Annotated in this window: 12 protein-coding genes; 6 read left to right on the top strand and 6 right to left on the bottom strand. The window is 34.2% G+C overall.

Going from position 1 to position 14153, the window contains the following annotated elements:
* Positions 1 to 43 precede the first annotated feature (43 nt).
* Positions 44 to 565 (top strand): shikimate kinase, encoded by a 522-nt coding sequence (locus FVB9532_RS06425; protein ID WP_150544382.1) that lies wholly within the window; start codon positions 44 to 46, stop codon positions 563 to 565.
* Here FVB9532_RS06425 and FVB9532_RS06420 read toward each other — a convergent pair.
* Entirely contained in the window at positions 554 to 1057 is a 504-nt protein-coding gene (locus tag FVB9532_RS06420) for a phosphoribosyltransferase family protein (RefSeq protein WP_150544381.1), read from the bottom strand. The genes FVB9532_RS06425 and FVB9532_RS06420 overlap by 12 nt on opposite strands.
* Positions 1058 to 1059: 2 nt before the next feature.
* Entirely contained in the window at positions 1060 to 1449 is a 390-nt protein-coding gene (locus FVB9532_RS06415) for an Hsp15 family ribosome-associated heat shock protein (RefSeq protein WP_150544380.1), read from the bottom strand.
* Positions 1450 to 1516: 67 nt separating this feature from the next.
* On the opposite strand from FVB9532_RS06415, the gene FVB9532_RS06410 reads away from it, so the two are divergent.
* Positions 1517 to 2461 carry a beta-barrel assembly machine lipoprotein BamM gene (locus tag FVB9532_RS06410; RefSeq protein WP_150544379.1) on the top strand — a complete coding sequence of 315 codons (945 nt, stop codon included), beginning with the start codon at positions 1517 to 1519 and terminating at the stop codon, positions 2459 to 2461.
* A gap of 77 nt (positions 2462 to 2538) precedes the next feature.
* Here the strand turns inward: FVB9532_RS06410 and FVB9532_RS06405 are convergent, their stop codons facing one another.
* Positions 2539 to 3816, bottom strand: a complete 1278-nt coding sequence (locus FVB9532_RS06405) for an ammonium transporter (protein ID WP_150544378.1) — start codon at positions 3814 to 3816, stop codon at positions 2539 to 2541.
* A gap of 317 nt (positions 3817 to 4133) precedes the next feature.
* On the opposite strand from FVB9532_RS06405, the gene porQ reads away from it, so the two are divergent.
* On the top strand, positions 4134 to 5153 hold the full coding sequence (porQ, locus tag FVB9532_RS06400; protein WP_150544377.1) for a type IX secretion system protein PorQ: 1020 nt from the start codon (positions 4134 to 4136) through the stop codon (positions 5151 to 5153).
* Here porQ and FVB9532_RS06395 read toward each other — a convergent pair.
* Positions 5146 to 7524 carry a DUF5686 and carboxypeptidase-like regulatory domain-containing protein gene (locus tag FVB9532_RS06395; RefSeq protein WP_150544376.1) on the bottom strand — a complete coding sequence of 793 codons (2379 nt, stop codon included), beginning with the start codon at positions 7522 to 7524 and terminating at the stop codon, positions 5146 to 5148. The two genes, porQ and FVB9532_RS06395, sit on opposite strands and share 8 nt — an antisense overlap.
* A gap of 140 nt (positions 7525 to 7664) precedes the next feature.
* Between FVB9532_RS06395 and cmk the strand changes: the two genes are divergently transcribed.
* The 3 genes from cmk (at position 7665) to rpsA (ending at position 11584) form a co-directional block, all read left to right on the top strand.
* Positions 7665 to 8357 (top strand): (d)CMP kinase, encoded by a 693-nt coding sequence (gene cmk / locus FVB9532_RS06390; RefSeq protein WP_150544375.1) that lies wholly within the window; start codon positions 7665 to 7667, stop codon positions 8355 to 8357.
* Position 8358: 1 nt separating this feature from the next.
* Positions 8359 to 9525: an MFS transporter gene (locus tag FVB9532_RS06385; protein WP_150544374.1), complete on the top strand. Its 1167-nt coding sequence runs from the start codon at positions 8359 to 8361 to the stop codon at positions 9523 to 9525.
* Between the two features lie 235 nt (positions 9526 to 9760).
* A complete protein-coding gene (gene rpsA, locus FVB9532_RS06380; protein WP_150544373.1) occupies positions 9761 to 11584 on the top strand; it encodes a 30S ribosomal protein S1 in 1824 nt (607 codons plus the stop codon).
* A 399-nt stretch (positions 11585 to 11983) separates the two neighbouring features.
* Here rpsA and FVB9532_RS06375 read toward each other — a convergent pair whose 3' ends face one another.
* Together FVB9532_RS06375 and FVB9532_RS06370 are read right to left on the bottom strand one after the other, a co-directional pair.
* Positions 11984 to 12514 (bottom strand): DUF4175 domain-containing protein, encoded by a 531-nt coding sequence (locus FVB9532_RS06375; protein ID WP_150544372.1) that lies wholly within the window; start codon positions 12512 to 12514, stop codon positions 11984 to 11986.
* A 119-nt stretch (positions 12515 to 12633) separates the two neighbouring features.
* Positions 12634 to 14136: an aldehyde dehydrogenase family protein gene (locus FVB9532_RS06370; RefSeq protein WP_150544371.1), complete on the bottom strand. Its 1503-nt coding sequence runs from the start codon at positions 14134 to 14136 to the stop codon at positions 12634 to 12636.
* Positions 14137 to 14153 lie beyond the last annotated feature (17 nt).

The following is a 14153-nucleotide window of genomic DNA, read 5'->3' as shown; positions in this document are numbered from 1 at the left end:
TAATTTCTTAAAAATTACTGATTTTTGAATAAAATTAAAGTTTATGAAAATAGTTCTGTGTGGTTATATGGGATGTGGCAAAAGTACTGTGGGTCAATTGTTATCGGAAAAATTAAATGTAGATTTTCTAGAAATTGATACAGAAATAGAGAAAAAAGAAAATTCTTCAATTACTGATATTTTTCAAGAAAATGGAGAAATTTATTTCAGAAAAATAGAAAATATAGTGTTAAATGAGGTTTTGAAAACTTCAAAAAATGAAGTAATTTCTCTGGGAGGAGGCACACCGTGTTATGCTAATAATTTACATTTATTAAAAAGTAATGAACATGTAAAGCTTTTCTATTTAAAAATGACCCCGCAAAACTTAACAGCGCGATTAATTAATGAAAAGCAAAAAAGACCTCTAATTAATCATCTTCAAACAGAAGAAAAGTTAGAAGAATATATACGAAAACACCTTTTTGAAAGACAGTTCTATTATTTACAAAGCGATTTTATGATAGATGCAAATGCCAAAAGCGTAGAAGAACTTACTGAAGAAATTATAAATTTACTCCAGTAATTCTGCTTTACTGTTTTTACCAAAGCTTACCTTGACTGTTTCGTTAAGGGAAGTAGATAAAGAAATACCTTTTACATCTGCTTTTACTGGGAATTTTTTATGACTCCTATCGACCAATACAGCGGTCTGGAATTTCTTTAAAGGAACTTCTAAAAAATGTTTTACTCCGTAAATAAGAGTAGAACCCGAGTTAAGTACATCATCTACCAAAATGATAGATTTATTTTTATAATCATCAGGAGTAAGAGAGGTATTGGCTCCCGCTAAAGGATTTTTTTTATCCAGTTTTACTTCGCATAATTCGATTTTTAAATCTGAAATATTCTGTAAAGCAGCGGCTAATTTTTCAGCTAAAACAAAACCATTTTTCGCTATGCCGGCAATAATTATTTCAGTTTCATTTACATTGCTTTCATAAACCTGATAAGCCATTCTTTTAATTTTGTGCTCAATCTGTTGATGATTGAGTATGAGCGTTTTTTTTGCAGTCATAGTTATATTTCTTCTTTATCTTTATGATCTATATCAAACCAATCGTCAATATCCCTTCTATCTTTTTTGGTAGGTCTTCCGGTTCCTTTTTTTCTATAATAATCTTTAGAATATTTAAGCAAATCTAATTTTTCAAGATTTTCCTTAGGGGTAATATCGGTTAAATAAATATTTACCAATTTAGCGCCAACCCTTGAAGGTGGAATATCTAACACTTCAATTTTATAATTAATTTGGTTTTTTCTTATTTCAATTTTATCTGTAGGGTAAACTTCCCGAGAAGGTTTTACCACATCTCCATTTACTTTTACATGACTTTTTTTACAAGCATTAGTAGCAATACTTCGGGTTTTAAAATATCGAACGCACCATAAATATTTATCTACACGCATAAAAGAGGATTTATTTCGTTATACAAAAATATAAGAAAATTGTATCTTGCGGGCTAAATTTAAAGCAATGATGAAATACTGTAAATTTTTTGGGGTCTTAATTATATTTTCTGCCTTTATCATAAGTTGTAATAGTGATGATGATACTTCCATTTCTTTAAGAGATGAAGAAGAAGTCTATATAGAAAATGCAGAAGATATAGAGGAATATCTTTCTACCCACTTTTTTGAACTTGTTCCTGCTTCGGGTGATAATCCCTTAACACAAGAGATCGTTATAGATACCATTGCGGGAGAAAATGCAGATAGAACTTCCATTATGGAGTCTGATGATTTGAAAATGAAGGAGGTTACACAAGGAGAAATAACTTATGAATTGTACTATATACAGGTTAGAAAAGGGGCGGAAGAAAGCTATCAACCCACCAAAGCAGACCGGGTAATTATAACCTATGCTGGAGAGAATTTTAATGGTAATGAGTTTGATGGGAGTAATTTGCCTGTTAGCTTTAATATATTAGGTAGTCAGGGACCTGGTTTAATATCTGGATTTTCAGAAGCATTGATAGAATTTAAAGGAGCTTCCGGTTTTGAGGAAAATGAGGATGGTTCTGTTAGTTATAATGATGATTTTGGCATGGGAGTGGTTTTTGTACCTGCGGGATTGGCTTATTTTAATGGTTATCCAAGTGAATATGAGCCAATTATGTTTAAGTTTAAAATGCTTGCGGCCATACAAATGGATCACGATGGAGATGGGATTCCTTCTTATATGGAAGATATTGATAATGATGGAATCTATTTTGAACAGGATGAGGATATCGATGGAGATGGAGTACCTAATTACTTAGATCCTGATGATGATGGTGATGGTGTATTAACGATAGATGAAATTGAGGTCAATGATGCCAATGGAGATGGAATAATTACAGAGGATGAAATTATTTTCACCGATACTAATAACGATGGGACGCCCGATTATTTAGATCCTGATATCGCAATTCAACAATAGAATACCCGAATATTAGAAAAACAAAAAGCCTGCTAAAATAAATAGCAGGCTTTTTGTTTTTTTTGAATGAAGTTAATTTATTCAAAGCTTTCGCCATGTTGTGAAAGATCTAAACCTTCCAGTTCTTTTTCTTCAATAACGCGGATAGGAGTAATCAAATCAGTGATTTTATAAAGTAATAAGCTACCAAAGAAGGTAAAAATACTCACTCCTACTAAAGCTGCCATATGATGTAAAAAAGTTGTTGTTTCCCCATATACCAATCCAACATCTTTAGCGAAAACAGCTGTTAAAATCATTCCAGAAACTCCACCAATTCCATGGCAAGGAAAAACATCTAAGGTGTCGTCTAAGCCAGATTTGTTTTTTACCTGTACAGCATACCAGCTGATTAAAGCCGAAATAAAACCTATAAAAATACTTTGCCCAATAGTCACAAACCCGGCAGCAGGAGTAATAGCAACCAAACCAACTACAGCTCCAATACAAGCTCCGGTAGCAGACATTTTCTTTTTGTTGAACATATCAAAGAAAATCCAAGCAATCATGGCTGCAGCAGAGGCAAAATTCGTGTTGGCAAATGCACTTACTGCATCAAGATTGGCTCCCAGTGCAGAACCGGCATTAAAACCAAACCACCCAAACCATAATAAAGCAGTACCTAAAATAATATAAGGAACTTGTGATGGATTATGTACATTTCTTTTTCTTTTACCTAAATAAACCGCACCGGCTAAAGCAGCAAATCCAGCCGACATATGTACTACAGTACCACCGGCAAAATCCAATACATCCCAATTTCTTAATAATCCGTCGGGATGCCATGTCATATGAGCTAGAGGGGTATAAATGAACAGTACAAAAATCACCATAAATAAGATATAGCTCCTAAACCTAACCCGTTCAGCAAAACTTCCTGTAATGAGTGCAGGGGTAATAATGGCAAACTTTAATTGAAATAAAGCAAATAACAAAAATGGTATTGTTTCAGAGAAATCTGGGTTGGGGGCAAGGGAAACTCCATTAAAATTAAAATAAGTCATTGGGTTACCAATAACTCCTCCAATACTTTCCCCGAAAGCTAAACTAAACCCCACTGTTACCCAAAGAATACTCACCACACCTAATGCCACAAAGCTTTGTAACATGGTAGAAATTATATTTTTTTTGTTGACCATTCCGCCGTAGAAAAAAGCCAAGCCGGGTGTCATTAAAAGTACCAAGGCAGCAGAAACCAACATCCAGGCCGTATCACCGGTGTCAATTTCAGTCGCACCTTCAGTAGAACCGGGTACGTTAAACATGTTAATAATCACTAAAATAGCAAGAACAATGAAGTAGATTTTTTTCTTCATGAATTAATTTTTTTAGGGTGTAATTTGTTAAAATGTTAAGAAAGCAATATAAGTATTAATTGTAAGTATTTGAAATTTAGTTGTTAACGTTTTGGGAGATTGAATGTTTTCGTAAAATATTTCGGTTTAAAAATGAAAAATATAATTTTTGAGTATTAAAAATATCAAATCTGTATCTGGTAACTTTAATAACCAGCTTCTTTTGAAAAATTAATGATAATAGTTTCTTCTAAAATCAGGAATTATTAACATTGCGGTTCAGAAAATAATAAAGTAAGTATTCCGTTTAAGAAATGTAAATAACTACTTTTGCCCCTATGCCCAAAAATTGGATTTACTTTTTTTTCATATTTGTCACCCCATCTATGTATGCTCAAATAGGGGGTAAAAGTACCTATCAGTTTTTAAATTTAGTAGCCAGTCCAAGGCAAGCAGCTTTAGGCGGAAAAAACATTACTATTTACGATTACGATCCTACTTCAGGAATTTACAATCCATCGACTATCAATTATCAAATGGATAATAATGTATCCTTGAATTATGTAAATTATCTAGGAGATGTAAATTATGGTACCGCTTCCTATGCTTATTTAATCGATAGGCATACACAGGTCGTTCATGCAGGAATAACTTATGTGAATTATGGAACCTTCGATGGGTATAATGAATTTGGAGAATCTACTGGAGATTTTAGTGGAGGGGAAGTAGCTTTGTCAGTAGGCTATGCTTATAATATTCCATGGACAGATTTTCATGTTGGGGCAAATGTGAAGTTAATTTCTTCTAAGTTAGAACAATATAATTCTTTAGGGGGCGCGATAGATTTGGGAATTACTTACTTATATGAAGATTGGGATTTAGTAATTGCTGGAGTAGTAAGAAATATTGGTACCCAGTTTACTCCATATAATGAAATCTACGAAAAACTACCTTTAGAAGTAAATTTGGGAATATCTCAATTAGCAGAAGGGGTACCCATCCGTTGGCATGTTACTTTTGAAAACCTTCAACAATGGAATTTGGCTTTTAGAAATACTGCTCGTGATGAAACCGATTTAGAAGGAAATGTAATTGCTGATGATCCCGGCTTTTTCAACAACCTATTGCGACATACTATTATAGGAGCAGAAATTTTTCCAGAAGGAGGTTTTAATTTAAGATTGGGGTATAGTTTTAGAAGGGGAGAAGAACTTAGGATTCTAGATCAACGCTCCTTTGCCGGAGTAAGTGGTGGGCTCTCCGTGAAATTTAATAAGTTAAGGTTAAGCTACACCTATGCACGCTATCATAGTGCTTCTAGTACTAGTTTTTTTGGATTGAATTTAGATCTTAATTAAAGCTAAAACCTATATTCAACTTGAACGCTATATTGTCGTTAAAACTTTCTAACTCATAACTTCCGTAACGATAAAATGCTCCCGCACCGAAAGTGATATATCCTAAATCAAGGTAATTGAACTTTAAAACCCTTGCTAATTCTAATCCACTTTCTAAATAAATATCTTCTTTAGTTTTAAAGTTATATAGCGTATACTTATCACTTAAACCTCCCCAGCCTGTGTTGTGATGTAAGATGATTTCAGGATTAAATTTTCCGGACTTAAAAAGTAAAGACCCAAAATTATGGCTTAAAAATACATCGATATAACGATCGCTTAAGAACTCGTAAGGTAACATGGTTTGAAAGGTGTTTTCAACGACTATCGGGAAATCATCGTCATAACTTCCTTCACCTGTAAATAATAGACTTCGAGGTATAACTTGATCAATATAACCTGCTTGAAGGCGATAAGTCGTTTTTCCGAAGTTTTTTAGAAAAACATTTTGCTCAATTCTCGCTTCAATTTTTTGGTAGTTAAAATCACCGCCAAGTACATCCTCAAAACCACGTGTATATTGCAATGTTAGAACAGGGAATTTAGTTCCTAAACTTATTTTTTGAAATGGTGTTTGCAACAAACGTTCGCCGTATGCGTAACGTAATTTTATCGAAGCGCTTGTATGATGAAATGGACTAGAACTATAGTCTGGAGAGTTAAAAGCGTAGTTGTTTAGCGGTGTAATTTTAGATTGATTCAATTGCACTTCCGTGAGTAGGTATTTAAAACTCCTAAAACCACCGGAGAAGCTATATTTTTGAATATGGTCTACTTTTTCGATCATAAAATCACGTAGCCCATTAAATATTTCTTCAGAAAGCGATAAACCATAACTACCAATTTCTTGAATATCGTCTTGATAAGCGGCTTTTATAAAAATGTCGTCATTTTTAGAAATCATGTATTTCGCACTAAAACCGTATTTCCATTTGTAATCCTTAAAACCATAACCAAAATAGCCGCCTAATTCTACATCTTTAATCAATTTTTCGTTGGTATAAAGTCCTAATCCTAAACGGTAGCCTTCGTGTTTATTATACCGAATAAGATGAGTGATATCGAGATCAAATTTTCCTACGGGTATTTTTCCTTGAGGAAGTTTATTTAGATAAGAAATTATTTTATCGACTTTAAATTCTTTTCCTAAACTATCGACTACACGATAAGTAATACTTTCTTTTTCGTTTAAAGGGATAACTCTATGGTTTTGCCAGTATAAACTATCTTTTTTGGGAGCTTCATCATCAATTTTTAAAACAGTTGCAGAAAAATCTTTATTACTTAAATTGGGCTGAAGGTTAACGTTACGAATGTAGCTTTTTCCTTCAGCAATTATAAGATCATTACTTCCGCCAACATCGGTAGAAAGTTTTAACGAGTAATTTAATTGTTCGGGAAACCAAACTTCTTCAGGTAAATATTGATATTGTTGCTGAATTTTTAAATCGATTTTCATTTCATCTGCTGGGCTAGCTATTACATTTTGTATTGCGTAATTCTTGGTGTTAATGTAGAGTAAACCTTTTAGGCCTTCAATGTTTTTACCTGCTTGAGGTTCAAAAGAAATAAGATGAATCGTGTCGTTATTTTGAACGAGTGTTTCTTTTAATTTGTAATCGTATTTATTTAATGCACCCTTACTAATCGGATTTAAAAAATGCATATCCAGCAATTCGATCACTTCATCATAAAAAGAAAAAGGCTGCATATTTGTGGCGATGGCCGTAAATATTGGGTTTTTAAAACCAGAAACTTTATTGGCAACAACAGTTTCATTGGTCAATCTGGGATATTTAAATTCTTTTTTAGTGATCGATTCCATCATCAAAATATGTCCGCCTTTAAAAACGGCATTAAAAGCAGAATCTATTTCTTTACCATCACTTTGTAAATCAAAAATTACCTTGTTGTAATAGTCGTGAGTAAATTCAGGTAAATTTTCAGGGTGGTTTTCCTCACGTTTAGCAATTACTTTCTTTATAATTGGGATAGCAGGGTTTCCTGTATTTAACAAGACTTCTTCTAATTTTTCTTCAGAAGGTTTTAAAGAAATGAATATGGAAGAATCGTTGCTTGTTACTTCAATAGTTTTAGTTTCAAAACCAATGTAACTTAATTGAAGTTGTGTAAATTCTTTATCTAAACTTAAAGAAAACTTCCCGTCAATATCACTAATCGTACCTTGTGTAGGATTGTTTTTTAGAATAATGTTTACAAAGGCAAGTGGTTCTTGCGTTTCTTGGTTGGTAATCATACCATAAATTTCTTTTTGAGCAAAAGAAGACAATGTTGTTAAGAACAGTAGGAGGAAGAGTAGTTTTTTCTGCATAAGAATAAGGAAAAGTTTAATGGAATAATTGGTTGGTTTTTTTATATTTTCGCAAGGCTAAGTTATCACTTGAATAACGTTTTTTGGTATAGGTTAGTGTGTTTGAAATTCGTTAAGCAAAAATTCAGCAAAAAAATAATATGAAAAAAATCATCATTGCCATCGACGGTTATTCTTCTACAGGAAAAAGTACAGTAGCCAAACAATTAGCAAGAGCACTTGGATATGTTTATGTAGATACCGGGGCTATGTATCGTGCTGTTACTTTATTTGCGATGCGAAATCAGTTTATTGGTGAAGATTTTTTCCAGAAAGAAAAATTGATCGAGAGTTTAGCTGATGTTCAGCTTAATTTTCATTTTAATGCCGAAAAAGGTTTTGCTGAAATGTACCTGAACGGTGAAAATGTAGAACAGGAAATTAGGACGATGGAGGTTTCTAATTTTGTAAGTCAAGTAGCTACCATACCTGAAGTAAGAAAAAAGCAAGTACAGCAACAACATGAATTAGGAAAAGAAAAAGGAATCGTTATGGATGGGCGAGACATAGGGACAGTGGTTTTCCCAAACGCCGAATTAAAATTATTTATGACCGCTTCTGCCCAAACCCGTGCGCAAAGAAGATTTGAAGAACTTCAGCAGAAGGGAGAGAACGTGACTTTTGATGAGGTGTTACAAAACGTAAAATCTAGGGATCAAATAGATACTTCCAGAAAAGATTCTCCATTAATCAAAGCTAAAGATGCGGTAGTAATTGATAATTCTGAAATGAGTTTGGATGAACAATTTGAAAAAATCCTTTCCCTAGCAAAAAACTCTATAGAAAAAGCTTAATATGGCCGAGAACAAACTCTCTGGTTCTCTGTTATATGTTATGGCGATTGGTGCCGGTTTAGTGGTTGCAAATAACTACTACAATCAGCCTTTGTTAAATTTAATGGCAAAAACTTTTCAAGTTTCAGAAGCCGAGGTGAGCAATATCCCCTTGTTTACTCAACTTGGGTATGCGTTTGGATTGTTGTTTATTATTCCGTTAGGGGATAAATTCAATAGGAAAAAATTAATTCTAATTGATTTTATAGCCATTATTGGTTCACTTTTGGTAGCTGCCATTTCTCCTTCTCTATTACTATTGACCATCGCTAGTTTTTGTATTGGTTTTTCTTCTGTAGTACCACAATTATTTGTGCCTATGGCTGCACAACTGGCCAATCCAAAAAATAAAGGCCGGGCGATAGGGATTGTTATGAGTGGTTTGTTGATAGGTATTTTAGGTAGTCGGTCGGTTAGCGGTTATGTAGGAGAATATTTAGGATGGCGAAATATGTATTTTATCGCTAGTGGAATAATGTTGGTTTATGCAATTGTGTTGGTCTTTCAATTACCTTCATTAAGTTCAGATTTTAAAGGAAGTTACAGTAAGTTAATGCAATCGTTGTGGACTTATTTTAAAAGCGAAAGTTCCGTTCGTTTAGCCGCTGTGCGTGGTGGTTTAGGATTTGCCGGTTTTAGTGCTTTCTGGACGACGCTTGTTTTTTTAATGGAAGATAACTTTAACTACGGAAGTGGCATTACCGGTCTGTTCGGTATTTTAGGTATTGCCGGAGCTTTAGCTGCTACTTGGGCAGGAAAGCTAAGCGATAAAATGAACAAAAATAGATTGATTACGATCGCTACCTTAGTAATGATTTTAGCTTGGGGTGTTTTTGAATTTTCAGGAGAGTCGATTGTAGGTTTAGTGATCGGCGTAGTTTTTATAGATATGGGATTGCAGTCGCTTCATATTACCAACCAGAATATTATTTTTTCTAAAAATCCTGAAGCTAGAAATAGAATCAATACCATTTATATGGTAGGTTATTTTATCGGTGGTGCTTTGGGGACCACTACCGGAGCTTATGCTTGGCAATGGTTTCAATGGGAAGGAGTGGCAAGCTTAGGTTTAATATACACGATTTTAATTCTTTTAGTGCATTTAATTTTTAAACAAAAAAACGGATAATCTCTAACTTTTTGATTTACTAAGAGTTACTTTTTAAATAATTACTTTTTAAAATTAAATTTTATCTACTTCTAATTGTTTGAATATCAAAAAATAAGTTGTATTTTTGCAGCCCTTTTCATGGCTTTATTGGAGAAGAGAAGGGAATATAAGAAAAATAATTTTTAATTCTTCTATGTTTTTGCCAGATAATTTTTCCAAAAAAATATAGAATACAAATATTTAAATCAGCACTATGGCTGAAGAAAACAAAGATTTAGAAGTAAAAGACGTAGCAGGAATGTCTACAGATTCTCAACCAGAGGCAGAGAATCAACAAGAAAATCCTGAGAAATTCCTTAAAGAATTCAACTGGCACAATTATGAAGAAGGGATTGACCCTATTGATGAGGATAAGCTAGAAGAATTCGAAAAATTAGTAGCAGAAAACTTCGTAGATACATTAGATGATGAAGTAGTAGAAGGTACTGTAATCAATATTACAGATCGCGATGCTATTATCGATATCAATGCAAAAAGTGAAGGAGTTATCTCGCTTAACGAATTTCGTTACAATCCAGATTTAAAAGAAGGTGACAAAGTAGAAGTACTTATTGATGTTCGTGAAGATGCAACAGGACAATTAGTTCTTTCTCACCGAAAAGCTCGTGTAATCAAAGCTTGGGATCGTGTGAACGCTGCCCATGATGAAGGTACTATCGTTAACGGTTACGTAAAATGTCGTACTAAAGGTGGTATGATTGTAGACGTATTTGGTATCGAAGCTTTCTTACCAGGTTCACAAATAGATGTGAAGCCAATTAGAGATTACGATGCTTACGTTGGTAAAACAATGGAATTTAAAGTGGTGAAAATTAACCACGAATTCAAGAACGTAGTAGTTTCTCACAAAGCACTTATCGAGGCAGATATCGAAGAGCAGAAGAAAGAAATTATCGGTCAATTAGAAAAAGGTCAAGTATTAGAAGGTACTGTAAAGAATATTACTTCTTACGGTGTGTTTGTTGATCTTGGTGGAGTTGACGGATTAGTTCACATTACAGATCTTTCTTGGTCAAGAATCAACCATCCAAATGAGATTGTTGAATTAGACCAGAAATTAAATGTAGTAATCTTAGACTTTGATGAAGCTAAAACAAGAATCCAATTAGGTCTTAAGCAATTAAGCAAGCATCCTTGGGAAGCTCTTGACAACGAATTAAAAGTTGGAGATAAAGTAAAAGGTAAAGTAGTTGTAATCGCAGATTACGGTGCATTTATCGAAGTTGCAGAAGGAGTAGAAGGGTTAATCCACGTTTCAGAAATGTCTTGGAGTACTCACTTACGTTCAGCTCAAGATTTCGTAAATGTTGGTGATGAAGTTGAAGCTCAAATCTTAACTTTAGATAGAGAAGAGCGCAAAATGTCACTTGGTATTAAGCAATTAACACCAGACCCTTGGACAGACATTACCTCTAAATACCCAGTTGGTTCTCGTCACACAGGAGTAGTAAGAAACTTTACTAACTTTGGTGTATTCGTAGAATTAGAAGAAGGTATCGATGGTTTAATTTATATCTCAGACCTTTCTTGGACTAAGAAAATTAAGCACCCATCAGAATTCTGTAACGTTGGAGATAAGTTAGACGTTGTAGTTCTTGAACTTGATGTTGAAGGACGTAAACTAAGCTTAGGTCACAAACAAACAGAAGAAAACCCTTGGGATAAGTACGAAAGCGAATTTGCAGTAGGTACAAAACATACCGCAACTATCGATGAAATGGTAGACAAAGGTGCAACCATCAAATTTAACGATGATATCACTGCATTTGTTCCAACTCGTCACTTAGAAAAAGAGGATGGTTCTAAACTAGGAAAAGGTGAAGAAGCAGAATTTATAATCATTGAGTTCAATAAAGAATTCAAAAGAGTAGTAGCTTCACATATGTCAATTCACAAAGAAGAAGAGGCAAAAATTGTTAAGCAAGCTGCCAAAAAAGCACAAGAAGATAACAAACCTACATTAGGTGATGCTAACGCAGATCTTCAAGCTTTAAAAGATAGAATGGAAGGAAAATAATTTCTGGAAAATCTATCCAATAAATCAAATCCCTTTCGGTTCACCGGAAGGGATTTTTTTATACTTCCATTGATCACACAGAGCTTATCGAAGTTTTTAATCTTAGTAATCAGCTTTCAACGATCTATTATTAACTATTAACTGATCAACTACTAATTACTGCCCACTGCCAATGGATCATTACCTACTGTTTACTAAAAAATAGTCTACTTTTTTCTATTCAAGTCGAGCTTTTTCACTACCATCCCTAACAGTATTAAATTTGATATTAATGAATTTTAAACTTTTAGAAGAATTATAAAAACTCATTGTTTTTTAAATCAATACTAAATAAAATATCCCACAAAATCAATAAGACCTTGTAGGATATTTATGTATTAGAATTTAACTCTTATAGAATTAAATTTGTTGACTCGAAGTGGTATAAGAAGTTTTTTCGGCTTCTGTTTCTGTAGAATTAGAACTGTTTCCTGGGCTTACCATTTCTTCTGATTCTTCCGGGAAATTTTGATTACTAAAAAACTGCGCTTGCATTTCTTGCATTCGTTTCATCATTTTTTGACTAATCTCATCAGGGTTCATGCTCATCATTGATTCCCCAAAAAAATCATCTCCAAAAGAACTTTCAAAACCAGAAATATTAAAACTATTCATATGCGATTGCATCATCTTTCGGGCATTTGCCATTAAGCTATCCATCTCTTGCGGATTCACTTCTCTACCATTTACAGATGACCAACTGTAAGAATAAGTAGAGTCTTTTCGAACTAAATTTCCGTGTTCATCAAATTCTTTATGAACTTCCCAATTTCCTTGAGGACTTTCACCTTTTATATCCTCATAATTCTTAGAAGTTTCGGCTTTTTCAGTTTGTGAAGAACAAGACCAGAAAAAGCCCAAACTCAATGTTATTAATGCTAACTTTTTCATGATATTTTATTTTTAAAAAATCATCTATCAAAAAAAATACCATTTTGTAAAGCTGTCAGTTTGTAGTATAAAAAAAGCCTCAGATTATTCTGAGGCTTTTACACAGTGTATTGCAATGCTTAGAATAATCCTACAGCATCTTTACTGTAAGAAATAAGCATGTTTTTAACCACACGGTAGTGATCTAATGCCATTTTATGGTTTTCACGACCAAAACCAGATTCTTTTACTCCACCAAATGGTGCGTGAGCAGGGTAGGTATGGTATTGGTTTACCCAAACTCTACCGGCTTGGATAGCTCTTGGTACTTGGTAAAGTTCGTGCGCATCTCTACTCCAAACTCCGGCTCCTAAACCGTAAGCAGTATCGTTAGCAAGTTCAATAGCTTCTTCCACGGTTTTAAAGGTGGTTAATGATACTACAGGACCAAAAATCTCTTCTTGGAAAACACGCATATCATTTTTACCTTTTAATACCGTTGGTTGAATGTAGTAACCGTCTTTAATTTCACCTTCATAGTTACCAGCTTCACCACCTGCAAGAACTTCAGCTCCTTCTTCACGACCAATTTTAATGTAGTTCATGATTTTTTCGAATTGAGCTTTAGAAACTTGAGAACCAATCATCGTTTCAGGATCTAACGGATGACCAGTTTTTACAGCGGCTAAACGCTCTTGCATTTTTTCGATAAACTTGTCTGCGATATCTTCTTGTACTAAAATTCTAGAAGGGGAAGTACAGATCTCACCTTGGTTTAAGGCAAACATTAATGCTCCTTCTATAGCTTTGTCGAAGAAGTTATCGTCTTGATCTGCTACAGAACTAAAGAATACGTTTGGAGATTTACCACCTAACTCTAAAGTTAGCGGAATAATGTTCTCTGCTGCATTGTGCATTACTTTACGACCGGTTTCTGTAGAACCTGTGAACGAAAGTTTGGCCACACGTTTAGAAGTTGCTAAAGCTTCACCAGCTTCTGCACCAAAACCGGTAACAATATTTAATACACCTTTTGGTAAAACGTCTTTAATTAACTCCATAAAACACATCACACTGGTAGGAGTTTGTTCAGCTGGTTTTACAACAGCTGTACAGCCTGCAGCTAATGCCGGAGCAACTTTCCAAGCCAACATTAATAATGGGAAGTTCCAAGGAATAATTTCTCCTACAACACCAACCGGCTCGTGAAGAGCAATGCTTACGGTGTCTTTATCATGTTCTGAGATAGTTCCCTCATCAGCGCGAATTACTCCGGCAAAATACCTGAAGTGATCAATACAGTAAGGTATATCTGCCGCTCTTGCTTCACGAATAGGTTTCCCGTTATCGATAGTTTCTAAAGTGGCTAGGTATTCGAAATTATCTTCCATCACCTGCGCAATTTTTAATAACATATTGCTACGCTCGGTTGCAGAAGTAGTACTCCAAGTTGGGAATGCAGCGTGAGCAGCATCTAACGCAAGGTTGACATCTTCTTCAGAAGATCTTGCCGCTTTGGTAAATATTTTTCCATCTACCGGAGAAACATTATCAAAATATTCTCCTTTAACCGGTGCTACAAATTCACCGTTTATAAAGTTGTCGTACTTTTCTTTAAAAGTAGGTTTTTGTACTTGAGACATAATTTTTCATTTTTAAT

This window comes from Mesonia oceanica, from assembly GCF_902499555.1.
Lineage (GTDB): Bacteria > Bacteroidota > Bacteroidia > Flavobacteriales > Flavobacteriaceae > Mesonia > Mesonia oceanica.
The sequence above is the reverse complement of the archived record's forward strand: the minus strand, read 5'-3'. Positions and strand labels throughout refer to the sequence as shown.

Excerpts from the sequence above, each read along its gene's own strand:
- FVB9532_RS06425 (WP_150544382.1), top strand. The coding sequence starts at position 44 with ATGAAAATAGTTCTGTGTGGTTATATGGGATGTGGCAAAAGTACTGTG.
- FVB9532_RS06420 (WP_150544381.1), bottom strand. The coding sequence starts at position 1,057 with ATGACTGCAAAAAAAACGCTCATACTCAATCATCAACAGATTGAGCAC.
- FVB9532_RS06415 (WP_150544380.1), bottom strand. The coding sequence starts at position 1,449 with ATGCGTGTAGATAAATATTTATGGTGCGTTCGATATTTTAAAACCCGA.
- FVB9532_RS06410 (WP_150544379.1), top strand. The coding sequence starts at position 1,517 with ATGATGAAATACTGTAAATTTTTTGGGGTCTTAATTATATTTTCTGCC.
- FVB9532_RS06405 (WP_150544378.1), bottom strand. The coding sequence starts at position 3,816 with ATGAAGAAAAAAATCTACTTCATTGTTCTTGCTATTTTAGTGATTATT.
- porQ (WP_150544377.1), top strand. The coding sequence starts at position 4,134 with ATGCCCAAAAATTGGATTTACTTTTTTTTCATATTTGTCACCCCATCT.
- FVB9532_RS06395 (WP_150544376.1), bottom strand. The coding sequence starts at position 7,524 with ATGCAGAAAAAACTACTCTTCCTCCTACTGTTCTTAACAACATTGTCT.
- cmk (WP_150544375.1), top strand. The coding sequence starts at position 7,665 with ATGAAAAAAATCATCATTGCCATCGACGGTTATTCTTCTACAGGAAAA.
- FVB9532_RS06385 (WP_150544374.1), top strand. The coding sequence starts at position 8,359 with ATGGCCGAGAACAAACTCTCTGGTTCTCTGTTATATGTTATGGCGATT.
- rpsA (WP_150544373.1), top strand. The coding sequence starts at position 9,761 with ATGGCTGAAGAAAACAAAGATTTAGAAGTAAAAGACGTAGCAGGAATG.
- FVB9532_RS06375 (WP_150544372.1), bottom strand. The coding sequence starts at position 12,514 with ATGAAAAAGTTAGCATTAATAACATTGAGTTTGGGCTTTTTCTGGTCT.
- FVB9532_RS06370 (WP_150544371.1), bottom strand. The coding sequence starts at position 14,136 with ATGTCTCAAGTACAAAAACCTACTTTTAAAGAAAAGTACGACAACTTT.